We start from the raw sequence: 19,931 nt of genomic DNA on the forward strand, positions 1-19,931 counted from the left end.
ATCCGGCTCAAATGCGCGAGCTCCTGCTCCCCGTGAGGTTTGACATGGGCCATGACGTCCCCCTTCTGCCGCTGACCATCAGCCTGCTCGGGATCGCCGGAATCGTCGTATGGCACCTGCAAGGCCGGTCGCGGCCCACCGTCCGGCTGATTGTCCAGATTGCGTTCTTCGCGGCAATGACGGCGGTGCTCGGCTATGCCCGGGCCTCGCCCATCCGCTACGATCCGAGCAGCCTCGACGGCGCGAGCGCGTTGCTCCTTCTGGCGAAGGTCCTCTGGTGGACCCATCTGGCCTGGGCCCTGATCGGCTTCGTTCGCATCTATATCGTTCTCGACCATCGGCCGAGAGAGGCAAGGCTGATCCAGGACCTGATCGTCGCGACGGTCTATCTGGGCGTGGCGCTGTCGATCATGGCCTTCGTTTTCGGCGTTCCCATCGGCACGCTGATGGCCACATCCGGTGTCATTGCGATCATCCTTGGCCTGGCGCTCCAGAACACGCTGAGCGACATGTTCTCCGGCATCGCGCTGACCCTGGGGCGTCCCTACGTCATCGGGGACTGGATCTCCTTGTCGGACGGCACGGAGGGAAGGGTCGTGGCGAGCAACTGGCGCTCGACACATCTTCTGACCGCCGCCCACAACGTCGTGGTCCTGCCCAACAGCGTCCTGGCAAAGCTCGGGTTGACGAACGTGAGCCAGCCGGACGAGAACCATCAGCTCACGCTCCCTGTCCGGGTGGCTCCCACTCGCATGCCCCGCGCGATCGTCGACGTCATGCGCGACGTGCTCGACAGCAGCAACGTCATCGTCAAGCAACCGAGCCCCTATGTCGTCCTGACAGGCATCGACGCGAGCGCGGTCACCGTGGAACTGCAGTTCCGCGTCACCAGTCCCGCACAGCGGGGCGAGGCGCGCAACGAGGTCATCGATCTTGTCTATCGTCACTGCAAGGCCAGCGGTCTGGAGCTGGCGATGCCGCCGGGCGCCGTGCTCGTTTCCAAGGATAACGTCCAGATCGCCGAGCGCGCGACGCCGGAGGCGCTGGGGCTTGTCGAGGCGGTATCGACGTTTGCCATCCTCAGCAGGGAAGAGCGCATCTCTCTCGCGAGCCTTGCAACGCGGCGGACGTTCCCAGCCGGGGCGGAAATCGTTCGCGCCGGCGAAGCGCTGGCGAGCCTCATGATCGTCCGGTCAGGTATCGTCGCCATCAGGACGGACAATGACGAGCTCGCGAGACTGGCTCCGGGGGACTTCTTCGGCGAGCAGGGTCTGCTGGCCGGCGTAGAGGAAACGCACACGCTGCAGGCCGTCACGCGTGTCGTCGTCTGCGAGATCGACAAGGACGCGTTCGCGCCGTTGCTCATCGAGCGTCCCGAGCTTGCCGAAGATCTGGCGGCGAATCTGGCCTCACGGAACCGTCTCGGCGAGAGGCGCCCGGATCGGGCCAACATGGAAGATGGCAGGGCGTCGGACCTTCTGAAGCGGATACGATCGATGTTTCGACTGAATCGAAGCCATGGGGAGGCGGCACGATCGCGACACTGATCGCACGCGACCGGCAGGTACCCGTCTCGTGACGACGACCGGTCGATCACCTCGTGGTAATGTTTCCCTGTAGAACCGAGAGCGCCGAATGTCTGAGGCCGCAGACCCACAGCAGTCCGTCCCGACGATTCATATCATCGACGATGATACCGACCTGCGGACTTCGCTTGTCGATTTCTTCGAATCCGCCGGGATGCAGGCGGCAGGCTTCGAAAGTGCCGGAGCCTTCCTTGAGCATGCCGATCTCTCGCAGCCCGGCTGCATCCTCCTCGACATCAGGATGCCGGGCATGACCGGGCTCGAACTGCAGGCGAAGCTGATCGGGCTCGGATATCCGCTGCCGATCATTTTCATGACGGGAAACGCCAGCGTGGCGAGCAGCGTTTCGGCGATGAAAGCGGGCGCGCTTGACTATCTGGTGAAGCCGTTCAGCCCGGAAAACCTGATGCAGGCGACGAAGCAGGCGCTCGAACGCAATGCCGAACTTCGCGCCAGGGATGCGGCGATCCTGCAGGTAAAGACCCTGGTGGAGAGGCTCACTCCGCGCGAAAGGGAGGTGTTCGGATACGTCTCCAAGGGCTTGATGAACAAGCAGATCGCGCATGAGATGAAGATCAGCGAGATCATGGTCAAGCTCCACAGGGGCCGTATGATGAAGAAGCTGGACGCCCGATCGGTCGCCGATGTCGTGCGCATCTTCGACGAGGTCCACCGCGGCGTGCTGTAAGGTCTACCGGCTGCCTCGGCTTGCCAGGTCGATCAGTGCGCCGGAGCCTTTCCAGGTCTGGCGGCGCTGCGGTGTAAACCAAGGTCTACCGTCCCAGCGCCGGGGACCCGTGATAGATTTCTTCCGCTGCCGCCGCAGTCCCTCCGCGAGGTTCGCCCGCCACATTCCCCGGACTGCGCGCAGGGCCGGATCGCGTGGAGGATCAGCCATGGAAAGCCTTGAGACGGAGACTGATCGAGTGGCGGAGCCGGTGGTCTACGTCATCGATGACGACAAGCACATGCGGGACGCCTTGCTTGATCTTTTCCTGGTCACGCATCGGCAGGCTTCGGCCTATGCGAGCGGATCCGAGTTCCTCGCCGCCGTCGACACGACGGGCCCCGGCTGCATCGTGATCGATCTCCGGATGCCGGGCGAAACCGGCCTGGACGTGCAGAGCCGGCTGATCTCGACCGGAAGCCGCATGCCCGTCATCTTCCTGACCGCGCATGCCGATGTTGCAGCCAGTGTCAGGGCGATGAAGGCCGGCGCGTGCGATTTCCTCACCAAGCCGTTTGTCACCCACGACTTGCTGGCCGCCGTCGACAACGCAATCAGGATCGACGAAGAGAGGCGCAAGCTGGAAGCCGAGCGCGATCACATCGAAGCCCTCGCACACACGTTGACGCCGAGAGAACAGCAGGTGATGTTCGGCGTGGTCAGCGGGTTGATGAACAAGCAGGTCGCCTATGAACTCGGGATCAGCGAGATGACGGTGAAGCTGCATCGGATGAGCGTCATGCGCAAGATGCACAGCCGGTCCCTTGCCGACCTCGTGCGAAAGGTCGAAAAGCTCCGAAAGAACTGAGCATGCAGGGTTCAGGCGCCTCTGCGTCGAGGCCCCTGCGCAGGCTGCCGGGCGATGCCGCCGCCCGAGGCTCAGCCAGGGGCCGTTCGGATCGCCTTCTCGATGGCCGTACGCAACTCGCCGCCGGCAAATGGCTTGAACAGGCAAGTGCCGGCCTGCTTCGCTTCGCGAACCAGCGCATCCTGGGCGTGACCCGTCATGAACACGACAGGTATTCTGACGTCCCGGCGTGTCAGCTCCCTGTAGAGATCGATCCCGGTCATTCCCGGCATCGAGATGTCCAGGAGGAGACATCGCATCTCCGCGATCCGCGGCGAACTCAGAAATTCCGGTGCGGATGCAAAGGTCTCGACGGCGTATCCGAACATCTCCACCAGATCGAGCAGTGACACCCGAACCGCCTCGTCGTCATCAATTATGGCAATCAGCATCGGATGCATTTCCATGTGAGGTCGGTGATGCGCTTCTCTTCCCGGTTGCACCGGTGCCCATCGGCGACACGGTGGTGAGGCGAAAGGCTGGACTTCCGGCAGAGATACCTTTCCCCGCATGTTGAAGACAACGCAATTGTCGGCCTTCGGTGGTGCTGGCGTCAATGCAAACTAAGGTTTGCCAGCGGCAGGGGTACGCGTCGCCTGCCGCTTCGCAACCGAGGCGCGGTGCGGTCGCGAAACCTACGTATACCTATGCCCGTCCCGCAGGCGCCGTATAGCATCGAGGCCTCATCCAACAGGTGAAGAAGGAGAGATGCCATGCGATTGCTGGCGAATGGCTTGCTCGGGCTGACGATGCTCGCGCTTCCCGCGGCGGCGGCAGAAAAGCCCTATAATGCCAAGGTCACGCTGGTATTCGACCACGCGCTTCCGAATGTGCCCGGCAAGAGCGTACGCGGCGTCCTGGTCGAATACGGACCGGGTGGCCACAACCCGTCGCATACCCATCCGAAGAGCGCGTTCATCAGCGCGACGGTGATCGAAGGCAGTATCAAGAGCCAGATCAACGATGGACCGGTTAAGGTCTACGAGACCGGCGAGAACTGGATCGAGGTGCCCGGCGATCATCACCGGGTGAGCGCAAACGCCAGCGAAACGGAGCCGGCAAAGCTGCTGGCGGTGTTCGTCGTCGACACGGACGAAACGGAACTGACGACTTTCGACGATTGAGAAAGTCGATGCGACCGACGGCGGAATGATCGCCGTCATCCCCTTTCCCCAGGGCAGGACAGTCCTGCCGGTAGAATTCTCTCAAAGAAGGAGCTTAGCCATGCGCGTCGTCATCATCGGAGGCACCGGCCTGATCGGAACCAAGGTTGCCGCACTTCTGAGGCGGGAAGGGCACGACGTCCTGCAGGCGTCGCCTGCGACCGGCGTGAACACGCTGACGGGCGAAGGGCTGGCCGGCGCGCTCAAGGGCGCCGAGGTGGTCGTTGATCTCGCCAACTCGCCATCGTTCGAGCCGAGTGCCGTTCTCTCGTTCTTCGAGCAGGCGACGTCGAACCTGATCGAGGCGGAAAAGGCTGCTGCCGTTCCCCATCACGTGGCCCTCTCCATCGTCGGCATCGAGCGGTCGCCCGACAACGGCTATTTTCCGGGCAAGATTGCGCAGGAAGCTGTGGTGAAGAGGGGCGGCGTTCCCTACACCATCATCCGTTCGACCCAGTTCATGGAATTCATGAGCGGTATCGTCGATGGCGCGACGACCGGCCAGACCGTTCACGCTTCGCCCGGCGCGTTCCAGCCGATCGCCGCCGATGATGTCGCGGCCTTCGTGGCCGAAGCTGCAGTCTCGGCACCCTTGAACCGGACCATCGAAATCGCCGGTCCCGAGAAGAAGCCGATGAACGAGTTCCTCGCGGGCTATCTTGCCGCCACCCATGATGCGCGCACCGTCGTCATCGACAAGGACGCCCGGTATTTCGGCTCCCTCGTCGACGACCAGTCCCTGGTTCCGCTCGGGCCGGCAAAACTCGGCAAGCTGGACGTCAAGACCTGGTTCAGGCAACGCACCCAAACCGCAGCCTGACTTCAAGAACGCTGGCGGCCGGGGACGCTCTTGCCCCCGGCCGATTTCGCTTTCGAGCGGCCCCTTGTCGTTGACGTTCGTGTGACGAATGGGCCAATGGCGGCCTCCGTACATTGCCTGATGGCCTCCGTACGACGATTCGAGCCATTTACGGTGCCTGGCCGTTCCTTGCTTTCCTGATTGCTGAATCGCAAACATGCGACAATTAGGCGTGGCGGGGAGGCTGGTCATGGCGGGGCCTGCTTGGTAAGGCTCGCCGCGAGAGGGATCGATGAAGAAACGGATGCAACAGCGCAGGAGCGGAATGGTGGCCTTGGCCGCCGTCGTGCTGTTTGCGTTGCAGGCCCTTCTCGGCACGTTCGCCTTTGGAGCCGGCGCCGGCCCGTCGATGGTCGATGCGTTCGGCAACCCGCTCTGCATCACCCACACGGAAGAACAGCAGCCGGCGTCCGCGCCGGGCACGGACCGGCCGCTTGCGCCGGACTGCTGCACGCTTGCCTGTGGCGTGGCGACAGGCTTCGTTCCGACCGACCGCGCCGTCGCGGTCCTCTTCAATCCGCTCGCGCAGCCTTCGCAGCGGATGTTCTATGGCACTTCCGAGCCCATCGGTCCGGCCTATGACGATCTTCCCGGCCATCCTCGCGGCCCCCCTGCGGCTGCCTGATCGCCGGGCCGGCACCTGACAAGACCGACATGACACGATGAACCCGCTTGACCGCGCCTGCGGTCGGGGAGGGGGACGCCGCAGGGCTTCCTCCGGTCGCAGCCGCCATCTGTCCTGTCATCGGTCGCGCCATCCGGCGCCCCCCGCGATCCCGCTATCGTTTCCTTTTTCCCTTTCGAACCTTGCCGGCAGGATGACCGGCTCTATTGGAGACTGACCATGTTCAAGAGAACACTTGCCACCGTTGCCGTCCTCGCGCTCGGCGCGGGAACTGCCTTCGCCCATGTCTCGCTGCAACTGAAGGAAGCGCCGGTCGGCTCGACCTACCGGGCGATCTTCCAGGTGCCGCACGGCTGCGAAGGCAAGCCGACGCTCACGGTCCGCGTGCAGATCCCCGAGGGCGTGATCGCGGTCAAGCCGCAGCCGAAGGCCGGCTGGACGCTGGAGAAGGTCAAGGGCGCCTATGCGAATTCCTATGACTACTACGGCACGCCGACCAGCGAAGGGGTGAAGGAGGTCGTCTGGAGCGGCGGTAACCTCGCCGACGACGAATATGACGAGTTCGTCATCCGGGCCTATCTGACGAAGGATCTGAAGGCCGGTGAGACGCTCTACTTCCCGGTCGTGCAGGAGTGCCCGGACGGCATGGCCGAACGCTGGATCGAGATTCCGGCCGAAGGCCAGTCGGCGGACGATCTCGAGCTTCCCGCGCCGGGCGTAAAGCTGCTCGAGGCCGCCGGCGGCCACTGACAACCAGTCGGCCGGCGCCTCTCGGGCGCCGGCCATTCCCGTCACTCGGAGATTGTTCGTGTTCGTTCGCAACCGCAGCCTTGGTCGCCCCGGCATCGTGGCATTCCTGGCCGGCATCCTCTGGTGTTGCCTGGCCGGCATGGCGCTGGCGCATGCGTCGCTGACGGCGGCGGTCCCGCCGGACGGGGCGGTCGTGGCTGCACCGCCGAAAACGCTCTCCCTGTCCTTCAGCGAGCCGGTTTCGCCGCTGGTGCTGAAGCTCATCCTGCCCGACGGGCAGGCGAGGGCGCTCGACGGGTTCGTCCTTCGCGACACAACGCTGGAGATCACCGCGCCCGACGGTCTCGGGCCGGGAACCCATGTGCTGACCTGGCGCGTCGTGTCGGAGGATGGGCATCCGGTCGCGGGGTCGACGCTCTTTTCGATCGGTGCGCCGGGAAGCGCGCCGCAGGCGGCAGCAGAAGCGATCGACTGGCCGGTGCGCTCCGCGCTGTGGCTGGCCAAGGTCGTGACGTATGCCGGCCTTTGCTTCGGCATCGGCGGCGTCTTCGCCGCGCGCTGGTTGATCTCCGGCGTGGGCGGTGGCTCCCGGCTTGTCGGAGCGGCGACGTGGACCGGTCTCGGCACGACCGTCCTCTCCCTCGGTCTGCAGGGCCTCGATGCCCTCGGTGCGCCGCTCGCCGGCTTCTTTGATGCGGCCGTGTGGAAGGCTGGCTTCGCGACGAGCTTCGGTCCGACCGTCGCGGTCCTGACGCTGGCCTTCTGCCTCGCCGTCGTGGCGGGGCGATCCGGATCGGCGGTGCTGAACCGGACGACGTCCCTTGCCGCGCTCGTTGCCGGGTGCGTTGCGCTGGCCTTGAGCGGGCATGCGAGTGCGGCCGCTCCACAATGGCTGACGCGACCGGCGGTGCTCGTCCATGCGTTGACGATCGCGATCTGGGTCGGCGCGCTTCTGCCGCTGGCGTCCGCGCTGCGATGCGACAAGGATGCCGGCCGGCGGGCGCTCGACCGGTTCTCCCGGCTGATCCCGCTCTGCGTCGCCCTTCTCATTCTGGCCGGCCTGCTGCTGGCCGTGATCCAGGTCCGCGAGCCCGCCGCACTCCTTTCCACAGCCTATGGCAACGTGCTCCTGGCGAAGACCGGATTGCTGGCGGTTCTGTTCGGCCTCGTCGCCGTCAATCGCTGGATGCTCACCGGGCCTGCGGCGCGGGGGGAGCGCAAGGCCGTGCGCCGGCTTTTCCGGGCCGTCGTCGTCGAGACCCTGATCGTCGTTGCGATCTTCGCGGTCGCCGCGACCTGGCGGTTCACGCCGCCGCCGCGCGCGCTTGCCGTCGCGGCCGCCCAACCGGCCACCGTCCATATCCATTCCGACAAGGCGATGGTGGAGGTGACGGTCGCTCCGGGGCGTGCCGGGCCGGTCGAGATTTCGGCTGTGCTCCTTGGCGCCGACTTCAAGCCGCTCAATGCCAAGGAGGTCACCTTCGTTCTTTCGAACGCGCAGGCAGGCGTCGAGCCGATGCGCAGGAAAGCCCAGTTGCAGACGGACGGTACGTGGAAGGCCCGGGATGTCGTCATCCCCCTGGCCGGTCAATGGCAGGTGCGGATCGACGTTCTGGTCGGCGACTTCGAACTCCTGCGGCTGCACGAAGCCATCGAGGTGCAGCCATGACCTGACGGCTAGGATGATCGAGATCGACGTTCCCGTGGCCACGCCCGGTTCCGCAAGCGCGGCCTGGGCGCAAATGTCGCAGGTCTTGTCAAACGTCAATTGAGATCGAGAACAACGCTCAATGCCCGGCCGATGCAGCCACGTTGCGGTCCAGAACAGGTCCGCAATCGTTCCTTGCGTCGGCGATGCGCGCCATGAACTGTCCCGGTCCTTGATCTCGCGCAAACCCTTCCGGCTTCGCCCCGCTAAGTTCCGGCCACGAATTGGTCGGGACATTGGAAAGGGCCAGCGGGGCTATGAACGGTAGGGAATTCTCTCGGCATCCTGGAAGGGACAGCGGACCGGAGCCGTTGCGCGGCGCCTATTCCGTTCGCGGCGCAGCGATGCCGTTCAGGACCGGGCATCCTCTCCTGTTGGCACCCTGCCCGTCGCGCAAGCGCGCCGACAGTGCGACCGCGATTTGCAGGAACGTCCTGCAATGAAGCTCGTCCGTCTCCTTCTTCTGCTCTGCGCAAGCCTGTGCTTCACGGCCTCCGCCAGCGCGCGATCCGTGCTGCAGGAGTATCTGCCCACCGTGACGGCTGCCGATATCGTGCCGGGCGCCGAAGGCTTCGGGCCGGTGCGCGAAGACCTGGCGGTGGCGCCGGTGCTGAAGGACGGAAAGACGGCGGCCTGGGTCTTCGTCACCTCGGATTTCGTGGGAACGACGGGCTATTCCGGCAAGCCGATCCATACGCTCGTGGCCGTGGGCCAGGATGCGAAGATCGTCGGCGTCCGTCTGGTCAAGCACTCCGAGCCCATCGTCCTGATCGGCATCCCGGAGGCGAAGGTCAAGGCGCTGGTCGAAGGCTATGCCGGCCTCGATCTCCTCGCCGAGGCGAAATCCGGCGGCACGGCGCACGAGGTGGACATCATCTCGGGCGCGACGGTGACGGTGATGGTGATCGACGATTCGATCGTTCGGTCCGGGCTGAAGGTCGCGCGGGCGCTCGGCCTTGGCGGGCTCGCCCCGGAAACGGCCAATGCCGGCCCGCGCTTCGAGATCGATCCCGAAGCCGCCCCGCCGACCGACTGGGTCGAGGCCGAAGGTGACGGGACGCTGCGCCGGCTGTCGCTGGACGTGGCGCAGGTCAATGCCGCTTTCGCCGACCATCCCGACGAGCGCAGCCGCGAGCGGGCGATTGCGGAAGCACCGCAAACCACCTTCATCGACATGCAGGCGGCGCTGGTCTCGGTGCCCTCCATCGGTGCGGCCCTGCTCGGCAAGGCCGAGGAAACCAACCTGCGCGGCTGGCTGGGCGAGGGAGAGAACGCCGTCGCCCTGTTCGGACGCGGGCTCTATTCCTTCAAGGGGTCCGGCTACGTGCGCGGCGGCATCTTCGACCGCATCGTGCTGATCCAGGACGATATCTCCGTGCGCTTCCGCGACCGCGACCATCGCCGCCTCGGAGGCATCGCCCTTGCCGGCGCGCCGGAATTCTCCGAGATGGACCTGTTCCGCATCCCCGCCAATGTCGGCTTCGATCCGGCAAAGCCCTTCCGCATCCAGCTCCTGGCGCATCGCGAGGTCGGGCCGATCGAGAAGGTCTTCCATACGTTCGATCTCGCCTACCAACTGCCGCAGAAATACCTGCGCGCCGTCGCCCCGCCGGTAAAGGAAGTCGCTGCCGTCGCCGATCGCGACGAGGGGAGTGCGCAGACAGACCTGTGGAAGCGCATCTGGCAGGATTCGAAGCTGAAGATTGGGGTTCTGGCGTCGATGCTCGTCGTGCTCACGGGCGTGTTCTTCTTCCAGACCTATGCGGTCCGAAGCGCCCGCGGCTTCTACATCTTCCGCATGACTTTCCTGGCGGCGACGCTGGTCTTCCTCGGCTGGTACGCCAATGCGCAGCTCTCCGTCGTCAACCTGATGGCGTTGTTCGGCAGCCTCGTGAACGGCTTCAGCTGGCAGGCCTTCCTGCTCGACCCGCTGACCTTCATCCTGTGGTTCGCCGTCGCCGCCGCGCTGCTGTTCTGGGGGCGGGGCGCCTATTGCGGCTGGCTCTGCCCGTTCGGTGCCCTGCAGGAACTGACCAACCAGATCGCGCGCAAGCTGCGCATCCCGCAATGGACGCTGCCCTGGGGGCTGCACGAGCGCCTCTGGCCGATCAAGTACATGATCTTCCTCGGCCTCTTCGGGGTGTCCCTGATCAGCGTCGAGCAGGCCGAGCATCTGGCCGAGATCGAGCCGTTCAAGACGGCGATCATCCTGAAGTTCATCCGCGCCTGGCCGTTCGTCGCCTATGCCGCAGCCCTGCTGGTGGCCGGGCTCTTCGTCGAGCGGTTCTATTGCCGCTACCTCTGCCCGCTGGGTGCCGCGCTCGCGATCCCCGCACGGATCCGCATGTTCGACTGGCTCAAGCGCTACCACGAATGCGGAAACCCCTGCCAGACCTGCTCCAACCAGTGCCCGGTGCAGGCGATCCACCGCACCGGCGAGATCAACCCGAACGAGTGCATCAACTGTCTGCACTGCCAGGTGCTCTACCAGTCCGAAACCGTCTGCCCCGTCGTGATCAAGAAGATGAAATCGCGGGCCAAGCTGGCGGCGAGCCCTGGTGGCGCCCCGATCCACCAACCTGCAGCCAAGGTTTAACAAAGGAAGGAAAGCCGATCATGGAATCGAAGGACAACAAGGGGCTGAGCCGCCGTGCTCTCTTCAGCGCCACGGCAGGCACTGCCGTTCTGGCGGGCACGATGGGCCCGGCGGCGCTCGGCCTCGGAGCTGCGGGCCTGGCCACGCCTGCCCGTGCCGCCGGGGCCGACGGTTCGGTCGCGCCCGGCAAGCTGGACGACTACTACGGCTTCTGGTCCTCGGGCCAGACCGGCGAGATGCGCATTCTCGGCATCCCCTCGATGCGTGAGCTGATGCGGGTGCCGGTGTTCAACCGTTGCTCGGCTACCGGCTGGGGGCAGACCAACGAATCGATCCGCATCCACCAGCGCACGATGTCGGAGAAGACGAAGAAGCAGCTCGCCGCCAACGGCAAGCAGATCCACGACAACGGCGACCTGCACCATGTCCACATGTCCTTCACCGAGGGCAAGTACGACGGTCGCTTCCTGTTCATGAACGACAAGGCCAACACCCGCGTGGCGCGCGTGCGCTGCGACGTGATGAAGACCGACGCCATCCTGGAAATTCCCAATGCCAAGGGGATCCACGGCATGCGCCCGCAGAAATGGCCGCGTTCGAACTACGTGTTCTGCAACGGCGAGGACGAGGCGCCGCTTGTCAATGACGGCTCGACCATGACGGACGTCTCGACCTACGTGAATATCTTCACCGCCGTCGACGCCGACAAATGGGATGTGGCCTGGCAGGTGAAGGTCTCGGGCAACCTCGACAATTGCGAAGCCGACTACGAGGGCAAGTGGGCGTTTTCGACCAGCTACAACTCGGAAATGGGGATGACGCTGGAGGAGATGACGAAGTCCGAGATGGACCATGTCGTCGTCTTCAACCTCGCCGAGATCGAAAAGGCCATCGCAGCGGGCCAGTACGAGGAGATCAACGGCGTCAAGGTGCTGGACGGCCGCAAGGAAGCCAAGTCGCTCTTCACCCGCTATATCCCGATCGCGAACAACCCGCACGGTTGCAACATGGCGCCGGACAAGAAGCACCTGTGCGTTGCCGGCAAGCTCTCGCCCACCGTCACCGTGCTGGACGTGACGAAGTTCGACGCGCTGTTCTACGACAATGCCGAACCGCGCAGCGCCGTGGTAGCGGAGCCGGAACTGGGTCTCGGCCCGTTGCACACCGCCTTCGACGGGCGCGGCAACGCCTATACGTCGCTCTTCCTCGACAGCCAGGTGGTGAAGTGGAATATTGACGAGGCCATCCGCGCCTATGCCGGAGAGAAGATCGATCCGATCAAGGACAAGCTCGACGTCCAGTACCAGCCGGGCCACCTGAAGACGGTCATGGGCGAGACGCTGGATGCCGCCAATGATTGGCTGGTGTGCCTTTGCAAGTTCTCCAAGGACCGGTTCCTGAACGTCGGTCCGCTGAAGCCGGAGAACGATCAGCTTATCGACATCTCGGGCGACAAGATGGTGCTGGTGCATGACGGCCCGAATTTCGCCGAGCCGCATGACGCGATCGCCGTCGCGCCTTCGATCCTGCCGAACATCCGCTCGGTCTGGGACCGGAACGACCCGCTCTGGGCCGAAACCCGCAAGCAGGCGGACGCCGATGGCGTCAATATCGACGAATGGGCCGATGCCGTGATCCGCGACGGCAACAAGGTGCGCGTCTACATGACCTCGGTCGCACCGAGCTTCAGCCTTGAGAGCTTCACGGTGAAGGAAGGCGACGAGGTCACGGTGATCGTCACCAACCTCGACGAGATCGACGACCTGACGCACGGCTTCACCATGGGCAACCATGGCGTGGCGATGGAGATCGGGCCGCAGCAGACGAGTTCGGTCACCTTCGTTGCGGCCAATCCCGGCGTCTACTGGTACTATTGCCAGTGGTTCTGCCATGCCCTGCACATGGAAATGCGCGGCCGCATGTTCGTGGAACCGAAGGAAGCCTGATCGATGCGCCTGCTCGCCCTCTTGGTCGGCCTTCTTCTCGCCTCGCCGCTTGCCGCGGCGGAGCGCGAGGTCGTGCCGGGAGAGGGCAGCCTCGCGGCTGCCATCGCCGGGGCTCTGCCCGGCGATGTGCTGAAACTGGGGGACGGGACCTATTCCGGCCCCGTCACCATCGACCGGCCGCTCACCATCACCGGCCCGCGCGGGGCGGTGGTGGACGGGCAGGGCCAGGGCAGCGTGGTGACGATCTCCGCGCCGGACGTGACCTTGACGGGCTTTGCCGTCACAGGGTCGGGCCGTGTGAACCAGGACCTCGACGCAGGGGTGAAGATCCTCCAGGGCGCCGACCGCGCCCGCATCGAGAGGCTGCTCGTCACCGGCAACATGCACGGCATCGACGTGCATGGCGGCCGTGACGCCGTCGTCCGGGAAAACGAGATCGTCGGCCTGAACAGCCGGCACATGAACGAACGCGGCAACGGCATCTATGTCTGGAACAGCCCCGGCACGCTGCTGGAGGGCAACGTCATCCGCTACGGCCGCGACGGCATCTTCTCCAACGCCAGCGCCGACAGCGTCTATCGCGGCAACGTCATGCGCGACCTGCGTTTCGGCGTGCACTTCATGTACACCCGCAACACCGAGGTCTCCGGCAATGTCTCGGTCGGGAATCATCTCGGCTTCGCCATCATGTTCTCCAACCGGGCGAAGATCCTCAACAATCTCAGCCTCGGCGACCGCGAGCACGGGCTGATGCTGAACTATGCCAACAACGCCGACGTCACCGGCAATCTGGTGCGCGGGGGCACGAAGAAATGCCTGTTCATCTACAACGCCCACAAGAACCTCATCTGGGACAACCGTTTCGAGGGTTGCGGCATCGGCATTCATTTCACCGCCGGCTCGGAGAAGAACGTGCTGACCGGCAACGCCTTCATCGCCAATCGCGAGCAGGTGAGATATGTCGGCACCCGCAACATGGAGTGGAGCCATGAGGGCAAGGGCAATTTCTGGTCCGACCACCCGGCCTTCGACCTCAACGGCGACGGTATCGCCGACAGCTTCTACCGACCCAACGACCTGATGGACCAGATCCTCTGGTCGCAGCCGGCCGCGAGCCTGCTCATCGGCTCGCCCGCCGTGCAACTCGTACGCTGGAGCCAGCGGGACTTTCCCGCCACGCTGCCCGGAGGCGTGCGCGACAGCGCGCCGCTGATGCGCCCCCTGACCACATCCGTCCCGCCCGAAATCCTCGCCCATGAGGCAGAGGCCGCCGGCCGCTGGACCGAAGGAAATGACGATGACACCGACCCTGACGATCTCTCGGCTCACTAAAGCCTTTCCGGGGAGGGCCGAAGCCGGCTTTCCGTTCGGAAAGGCACGAAGGCAGCGCATTCAGGCCGTCGAGGCGCTGAAGCAGGTCTCGCTGACGCTGGAGGCGGGAAAGCGCGCAGCCCTGCTCGGCCATAACGGCGCGGGCAAATCGACGATGATGAAGATCGTCCTCGGGCTCATCCCGTTCGACAGCGGCGAGGTTTCGGTCTGCGGCGCGCGCCCCGGCTCGCCCGCCGCCCGGACGAGCGTCGCCTACCTGCCGGAAAACGTCGCCTTCCACCCGGCGCTCACCGGCGAGGAGCAGGTCCGCCACTATCTTTCGCTGCGGGGCGAAGATCCGCGCCAGGCGATGGAGATCCTGGCGCGCGTGGGTCTTGCGTCTGCCGCGCGGCGGCGGATCGGCACCTATTCCAAGGGCATGCGCCAGCGGGTGGGTCTCGCCCAGACGCTGATCGGCCGCCCCCGCCTCCTGGTGCTGGACGAGCCGACCTCCGGCCTCGATCCGGTGTCGCGGCGCGACTTCTACGACCTGCTCGACGGGCTTGCCGCCGAGGGAACCGCCATCCTGCTCTCCTCCCACGTGCTGACCGAGGTGGAGGCGCGAACCGATCGCATCCTCATCCTTTCCGGCGGCGAACTGGTGGCGGAAGGCACGCTCGCCGAGCTTCGCGCCCGCGCGGCACTCCCCGTCAGCCTTCTCGTCCGCCCCGCGCCCGGGCATGCGGCACGGCTGGCGATGGCCCTTCCCGAAAGCTCGCAGGACGGGGACGGTCTCCTGCGCCTTGCCTGCACGCAGGCGGAAAAGCTGCCGCTCCTCGCCCGCATCGCCACGCTCGGGACCGCGGTCGCCGACCTCGACGTGATCCCGCCGAGCCTCGAGGACATCTACAGCCATTTCAGCCGGAGGGATGGGCAATGAGCGGCGTTCTCGCCACGGCGATCTGCGAGTTCCGCATCGCGCTCCGCAACCGCTGGGTCTCCATCGCCACGGGCATGATGGTGCTCTTCGCGCTGGTGCTGGCCGCCGCCGGGTCCGCGCCGACCGGCGATGTCGGCGTGGACCGGCTGTCGGTGACCGTCGCCTCGCTCACCTCGCTCGCGGTCTATCTGGTGCCGCTCCTGGCACTCCTGATGAGCTTCGACGCGGTGGCCGGCGAGGTGGAGCGCGGCACGCTGCCGTTGCTGCTCACCTATCCGGTCTCGCGGCTGCAGATCCTGCTCGGCAAGCTCGTTGCGCATCTCGCCATCCTCGGCCTTGCGGCGGCCCTCGGCTATGGCGCGGCAGCGCTCGTCGCTGTCTGGTCCGATCCCGGTGCGCTTCAGGGCCTGGGCTCGCTCTGGCGCCTGATCTGGTCCTCGGTCCTGCTGGGCGCGACCTTCCTCGGTGCCGGCTATGCGCTCTCCTCGCTGGCGCGGCGGCCCTCCGGGGCGGCGGGGCTCGCCATAGCCCTCTGGCTGGTGGCGGTGGTTCTCTACGATCTCGCCCTGTTGGCGCTGATCGTCTCCGATGGCGGCGGGGCCTTCACCACGCAGGCGCTGCCCCTGGCCCTGCTTGCCAATCCGGCCGATGCCTTCCGCGTCTTCAATCTCTCTGCGGCCGAGGCGGTCGCTGCGGCCGGCGGCATCGGCGGGGCGGCCGGGGCGATCCCGCTCTGGCAATCGGCCGCCTCGCTTCTCGTCTGGCCGCTCGCCGCCATCGCGCTCGCCGTCGCCGCCTTCCGGAGGGTCACGCCATGAGGAAACGCCTTCGCCACGCCCTGCTCCTAGCTGCGCTCGCGCTGATCTCCGCCTGCAAGGAGGAGGTGAGCCGCAACCTCACGCCGCAGGACATGACGCCCGACACGCTTGGCCACTACTGCCAGATGAACCTTCTGGAGCATCCCGGCCCCAAGGCCCAGGTCTTTCTGGATGGCTATCCCGCCCCGCTGTTCTTCAGCCAGGTGCGCGACGTCATCGCCTATGCCCGCGCACCCGAACAGGTCGCGCCGATCCTTGCCGTCTACGTCAACGACATGGGTGCGGCGGGGGCGACATGGGACCAGCCGGGCGAGGGCAACTGGATCGCCGCTGACGCGGCCTTCTATGTGGTCGGCTCGGCGCGGGAGGGCGGCATGGGCGCACCGGAAACCGTGCCCTTCTCCAGCCGGGAGCGGGCCGAGGCCTTCGCCCGGACCGAGGGCGGCCGTGTGCTGGCGCTTTCCGATATCACCAACGACATGGTGCTTGTGCCGGTCGAGACCGGCGAAGACCGAGAGACCGGCGACGAAGACTACCGCGACCGACTGCACACCCTGTCCCATCCAGCCGGAGGCTGAACCATGACGATCACCCGCCGCCGCCTGATTGCGATCTCAGCGGCTCTCGCCGTCCTGCCCGCCGCCGCCCGTGCCGATCGGGGGAGCGCCCGCCTCTGGACCGGGCAGGCGCTCGGAGCGCGCGCCACGATCCGTCTCGACCATCCCGATGGTGAGGCCATCGCCGCCCGGGTCATGGCCGAGATCGACCGGCTGGAGGATATCCTCAGCCTCTACCGCCCGGACAGCGCGCTTTCGCGGCTGAACCGCGAGGGGCATTTCACGGCCCCGCCCTTCGAACTGCTGGAATGCCTGTCGCTGGCGGGTGCGGTGCATCGGGCCAGCGGCGGACGGTTCGATCCGACCGTGCAGCCGCTCTGGGCGCTCTGGGCGCAATCCGCCGCCGACGGACGACGACCAGATGCGGCGGCGATCGAAGAGGTGCGGCGCAGGACCGGCTGGGACAAGGTGGAGCTCGACACCGCGGCGATCGTCCTGCGCCCCCGCATGGCCCTGACGCTGAATGGGATCGGCCAGGGCTATGTCGCCGACCGGGTCGCCACGCTCCTGGAATCCGAAGGCTTGACCGACATCCTGATCGATACCGGAGAGTTCCGCGCGCTCGGCGGCAGTCCGGAGAGCAATTCGGGGGAGGGATGGCCGGTGCGCCTGGAGACGGGCGAACGCCTGGTGCTGCGCCAGCGGGCGCTCGCCACGTCCGCTCCCCTCGGCACGACGTTCGACCAGACCGGAAAGGACGGCCATATCCTCGACCCCGCCACCGGCATGCCGGGACCTTCTCGCTGGCGCTCAGTCTCGGTCTCCGCCCCCTCCGCGGCCATCGCCGACGCGCTGGCCACAGCCGCCTGCCTGATGCCCGACGCCGGATCGATCTCCGCCATGGTCGAGCGCTTCAAGGAAGCGCGTCTCGAAGCCAGCGCTTGATTGGAGCGACGCGCCTGACCGCTGCTATGCCCGCCGCCCGTTTTCGCGGTGGAAGAGCATCAGGATGGCGCAAAGGATGATGGTGGCGCCGACGACCACGTCCATCCTGATCGGTTCGCCGAAGAGGACGAGGCCGAAGAACAGGGCGGCCGGCAGCCGGATGAAATCGACGACGACGAGGAGCGACGCGTCGGCGAGCTTCATCGCCCGGGCGAAGGCAAGCTGGGCCAGAAGACCGCCGACGCCCTGCAGCGCCATCAGTCCCAGCACAGGAAGGGAAGGGGTCTTCCAGACCGGAATTGCGATCAGGAGCGCGACCGGGACGGTGATGACGAGATTGAGCCAGGCGATGCGCAGCGGATCCTCGCGGTTGGCCGAGACCTTCATCAGCAGCGCCACGGCCGCAAGCCCGATCGCGCCGGCGAGAGCCCAGAGCGCACCCGTGTCGAGCGTACCGAATCCGGGTTGCAGCACGATCAGCACGCCGGCGAAGCCGAGGACGAGGGCTGCGACACGGGCGGCGAAGAACGCCTCTCCGAGAAACAGGACCGAGCCGAGCATCACGAAGAGCGGCATGGTGAAGGCGATCGCCGTGGCGGAGGCAAGCGGCATCTGCGTGACCGCCATGAAGCCGGCGAAAAGCGCCAGGAGCTTGATGACCGCGCGGATGGCATGCACCCAGAAGGACATGTTCGGATCGCCGTGCAGCCTGCCGCGGGGAAAGATCGCGTAGAGCGCAACAAGGCTGAACAGGTTGCGGAAGAAGACGATCCCGAGAGGGTGGATTTCGCCGGCGATCAGTCGCACGATCACGCCGTCCATGGCCGCGACAAGGGAGTTGCCGGCCATGAACAGCGCGCCCGCGACGATGGCGGGCATGGCATGGGATCTCATGCGGGCAACGACACGGCCGCTGGCGCGGTCTCCCATTTCGGGCGCGGCGTCGCATTCATCAGCTGCCGTGTGTAGGCATGCTGCGGATTGCGGAAGATGTCCTCGGTCCTTGCGTGCTCCACAATCGCCCCGCTCTTCATGACGATGATGCGGTCGGCGAAGTGGCGCACGATCGGCAGGTCATGCGTGATGAAGATGTAGGCAAGGCCGAGACGGTCGCGCAGTTGCGCCAGGAGATCGATGACCTGGACCTGCACGGAGACGTCGAGGGCCGAGACCGCTTCGTCGCAGACGATCAGTTCCGGCTCGCAGGCGAGCGCCCGGGCGATCGCGATCCGCTGGCGCTGGCCGCCGGAAAACTGGTGCGGGTAGCGGTCGGCATGTTCCGGTTTCAGCCCGACGAGGCCGAGCAGTTCGACGACGCGGTCGCGCCATCGCGGCTTGTCGAGGATGTCCTTGTGGATGCGCCACGGCTCGGAGACGATGTCGAAGATCGTCATGCGCGGGTTCATCGAGCTGTAGGGGTCCTGGAACACCATCTGCACCTTGCGGCGGAACATCAGCAGTTCCTTCGCATCCATCTTGAAGATGTCGCGGCCGTGAAACAGCGCCTCGCCGCTCGAAACCTCATTCAGGCGCAGCAGCACGCGCGCCACGGTGGATTTGCCGGATCCGCTTTCGCCCACGATGCCGACGGTCTCGCCCTTCGCGACGGTGAAGCTCAGGTCTTTCACCGCATGCAGTTGCGTGTGCCTGGAGAGGAAGCCCCCGGGGAGGCCGTAGAACTTGTTGAGGTCCTTCACCTCCAGGATCGGCTTGCCCTTCTCGGCGGTCGACCGGCGTCCCGTGCCATCCGCCGTGTCGTGCGGAAGGGCGTTGATGAGGGTGCGGGTATAGCTGTGCTGCGGATTTTCAAAGACGGCGCGGGCTTCGCCTTCCTCGACGATCCGGCCGGAATTCATGACGATGACGCGGTCGGCCATCGAGGCTGCGACTTCGAGGTCGTGGGTGATCATGATGATCGCCAGCCCATCCTCGGCCTGCAGCTTCTTCAGGAGATCGAGGATTTGTGCCTGCACGCTGACGTCGAGCGCGGTCGTCGGCTCGTCGGCGATCAGGACCTCCGGGCGCAGCGCGATCGCCATGCCGATCATGATGCGCTGGCGCTGGCCGCCGGAGAACTGGTGCGGATACTGGTCGATGCGCTTTTCCGGCTCGGGAATACCGACGCGGCCGAGAATGTCGATCGCCCTGGCGCGCGCGTCCGCGCCGGTCGCCACGCCATGGGCGGAGAAGACCTCCGCCATCTGCCAGCCGATCGGGTAGACGGGATTGAGATGCGACAGCGGGTCCTGGAAGATCATGGCGATCTTCTTGCCGTTCAGGTCGCGCCGTTCCTCGACGCCGCAGTCATCGAGGTTCTTGCCGCGATAGGTGATGGTGCCCGAACAGATTTCGCCGGGCGGCGTATCGATCAGGCCCATGATGGCGCTGGCGCTCACAGATTTGCCGGAACCGGATTCGCCCAGGATCACCAGCGTCTCGCCGGCGTCGACATGGAAGCTGACGCCATTGGTGGCCCGGAAGGCGCCGCCGAGCGACAGGAAATCGACGGTGAGGTCCTTCACCTCGAGCAGATGCGCAGCCGGCAGGTGGGGG

The 19,931-nt window shown here is 65.8% G+C and carries 18 protein-coding genes; 15 read left to right on the forward strand and 3 right to left on the reverse strand.

Translation table 11 applies throughout. From position 1 onward, the window contains the following. Positions 1-11 precede the first annotated feature (11 nt). The 3 genes from OCK02_RS23625 (at position 12) to OCK02_RS23635 (ending at position 3,121) form a co-directional block, all read left to right on the forward strand. On the forward strand, positions 12-1,547 hold the full coding sequence (locus OCK02_RS23625; protein ID WP_412178908.1) for a mechanosensitive ion channel family protein: 1,536 nt from the start codon (positions 12-14) through the stop codon (positions 1,545-1,547). An 88-nt stretch (positions 1,548-1,635) separates the two neighbouring features. After that, complete coding sequence (locus tag OCK02_RS23630) at positions 1,636-2,274, forward strand: response regulator transcription factor (RefSeq protein ID WP_263815144.1); 639 nt, start codon at positions 1,636-1,638, stop codon at positions 2,272-2,274. A gap of 208 nt (positions 2,275-2,482) precedes the next feature. Then, positions 2,483-3,121: a response regulator transcription factor gene (locus OCK02_RS23635; RefSeq protein WP_263815145.1), complete on the forward strand. Its 639-nt coding sequence runs from the start codon at positions 2,483-2,485 to the stop codon at positions 3,119-3,121. Between the two features lie 71 nt (positions 3,122-3,192). Here the strand turns inward: OCK02_RS23635 and OCK02_RS23640 are convergent, their stop codons facing one another. Then, positions 3,193-3,552 carry a response regulator transcription factor gene (locus tag OCK02_RS23640; protein WP_263815146.1) on the reverse strand — a complete coding sequence of 120 codons (360 nt, stop codon included), beginning with the start codon at positions 3,550-3,552 and terminating at the stop codon, positions 3,193-3,195. A gap of 321 nt (positions 3,553-3,873) precedes the next feature. Between OCK02_RS23640 and OCK02_RS23645 the strand changes: the two genes are divergently transcribed. From OCK02_RS23645 to OCK02_RS23700, 12 genes are all read left to right on the forward strand, one after another. After that, positions 3,874-4,284 carry a cupin domain-containing protein gene (locus OCK02_RS23645; RefSeq protein WP_263815147.1) on the forward strand — a complete coding sequence of 137 codons (411 nt, stop codon included), beginning with the start codon at positions 3,874-3,876 and terminating at the stop codon, positions 4,282-4,284. Positions 4,285-4,384: 100 nt separating this feature from the next. Next, entirely contained in the window at positions 4,385-5,143 is a 759-nt protein-coding gene (locus OCK02_RS23650; RefSeq protein WP_263815148.1) for an SDR family oxidoreductase, read from the forward strand. A 313-nt stretch (positions 5,144-5,456) separates the two neighbouring features. Further along, positions 5,457-5,807 (forward strand): hypothetical protein, encoded by a 351-nt coding sequence (locus tag OCK02_RS23655; protein ID WP_263815149.1) that lies wholly within the window; start codon positions 5,457-5,459, stop codon positions 5,805-5,807. Between the two features lie 219 nt (positions 5,808-6,026). Then, positions 6,027-6,557 (forward strand): YcnI family protein, encoded by a 531-nt coding sequence (locus tag OCK02_RS23660; protein WP_263815150.1) that lies wholly within the window; start codon positions 6,027-6,029, stop codon positions 6,555-6,557. A 58-nt stretch (positions 6,558-6,615) separates the two neighbouring features. Then, positions 6,616-8,226: a copper resistance CopC/CopD family protein gene (locus OCK02_RS23665; protein ID WP_263815151.1), complete on the forward strand. Its 1,611-nt coding sequence runs from the start codon at positions 6,616-6,618 to the stop codon at positions 8,224-8,226. Between the two features lie 478 nt (positions 8,227-8,704). Beyond that, positions 8,705-10,861, forward strand: a complete 2,157-nt coding sequence (locus tag OCK02_RS23670; RefSeq protein ID WP_263815152.1) for a NosR/NirI family protein — start codon at positions 8,705-8,707, stop codon at positions 10,859-10,861. 20 nt (positions 10,862-10,881) lie between these two features. Beyond that, positions 10,882-12,807 carry a TAT-dependent nitrous-oxide reductase gene (gene nosZ, locus OCK02_RS23675; RefSeq protein ID WP_263815153.1) on the forward strand — a complete coding sequence of 642 codons (1,926 nt, stop codon included), beginning with the start codon at positions 10,882-10,884 and terminating at the stop codon, positions 12,805-12,807. A 3-nt stretch (positions 12,808-12,810) separates the two neighbouring features. After that, on the forward strand, positions 12,811-14,139 hold the full coding sequence (locus OCK02_RS23680) for a nitrous oxide reductase family maturation protein NosD (RefSeq protein ID WP_263815154.1): 1,329 nt from the start codon (positions 12,811-12,813) through the stop codon (positions 14,137-14,139). Next, the gene (locus OCK02_RS23685) at positions 14,105-15,058 is read left to right on the forward strand and encodes an ABC transporter ATP-binding protein (protein WP_263815155.1); all 954 of its coding nucleotides are present in this window, start codon (positions 14,105-14,107) and stop codon (positions 15,056-15,058) included. The genes OCK02_RS23680 and OCK02_RS23685 overlap by 35 nt, the downstream gene beginning before the upstream one ends. After that, positions 15,055-15,876 carry an ABC transporter permease gene (locus tag OCK02_RS23690; RefSeq protein ID WP_263815156.1) on the forward strand — a complete coding sequence of 274 codons (822 nt, stop codon included), beginning with the start codon at positions 15,055-15,057 and terminating at the stop codon, positions 15,874-15,876. Before OCK02_RS23685 ends, OCK02_RS23690 begins: the two co-directional genes overlap by 4 nt. Next, positions 15,873-16,454, forward strand: a complete 582-nt coding sequence (locus tag OCK02_RS23695) for a nitrous oxide reductase accessory protein NosL (protein WP_263815157.1) — start codon at positions 15,873-15,875, stop codon at positions 16,452-16,454. The genes OCK02_RS23690 and OCK02_RS23695 overlap by 4 nt, the downstream gene beginning before the upstream one ends. Before the next feature lie 3 nt (positions 16,455-16,457). Continuing rightward, positions 16,458-17,378, forward strand: coding sequence for an FAD:protein FMN transferase (locus tag OCK02_RS23700; protein WP_263815158.1), 921 nt, complete (start codon positions 16,458-16,460; stop codon positions 17,376-17,378). A gap of 24 nt (positions 17,379-17,402) precedes the next feature. Here the strand turns inward: OCK02_RS23700 and OCK02_RS23705 are convergent, their stop codons facing one another. Together OCK02_RS23705 and OCK02_RS23710 are read right to left on the reverse strand one after the other, a co-directional pair. Next, on the reverse strand, positions 17,403-18,272 hold the full coding sequence (locus OCK02_RS23705; protein WP_263815159.1) for a DMT family transporter: 870 nt from the start codon (positions 18,270-18,272) through the stop codon (positions 17,403-17,405). Next, positions 18,269-19,924, reverse strand: coding sequence for an ABC transporter ATP-binding protein (locus OCK02_RS23710; protein WP_412178912.1), 1,656 nt, complete (start codon positions 19,922-19,924; stop codon positions 18,269-18,271). Before OCK02_RS23710 ends, OCK02_RS23705 begins: the two co-directional genes overlap by 4 nt. Between the last annotated feature and the right edge of the window lie 7 nt (positions 19,925-19,931).

The sequence above is a fragment of the Rhizobium sp. TRM96647 genome, from assembly GCF_025780115.1.
In the GTDB taxonomy this organism is placed as follows: Bacteria; Pseudomonadota; Alphaproteobacteria; order Rhizobiales; family Rhizobiaceae; genus Mycoplana.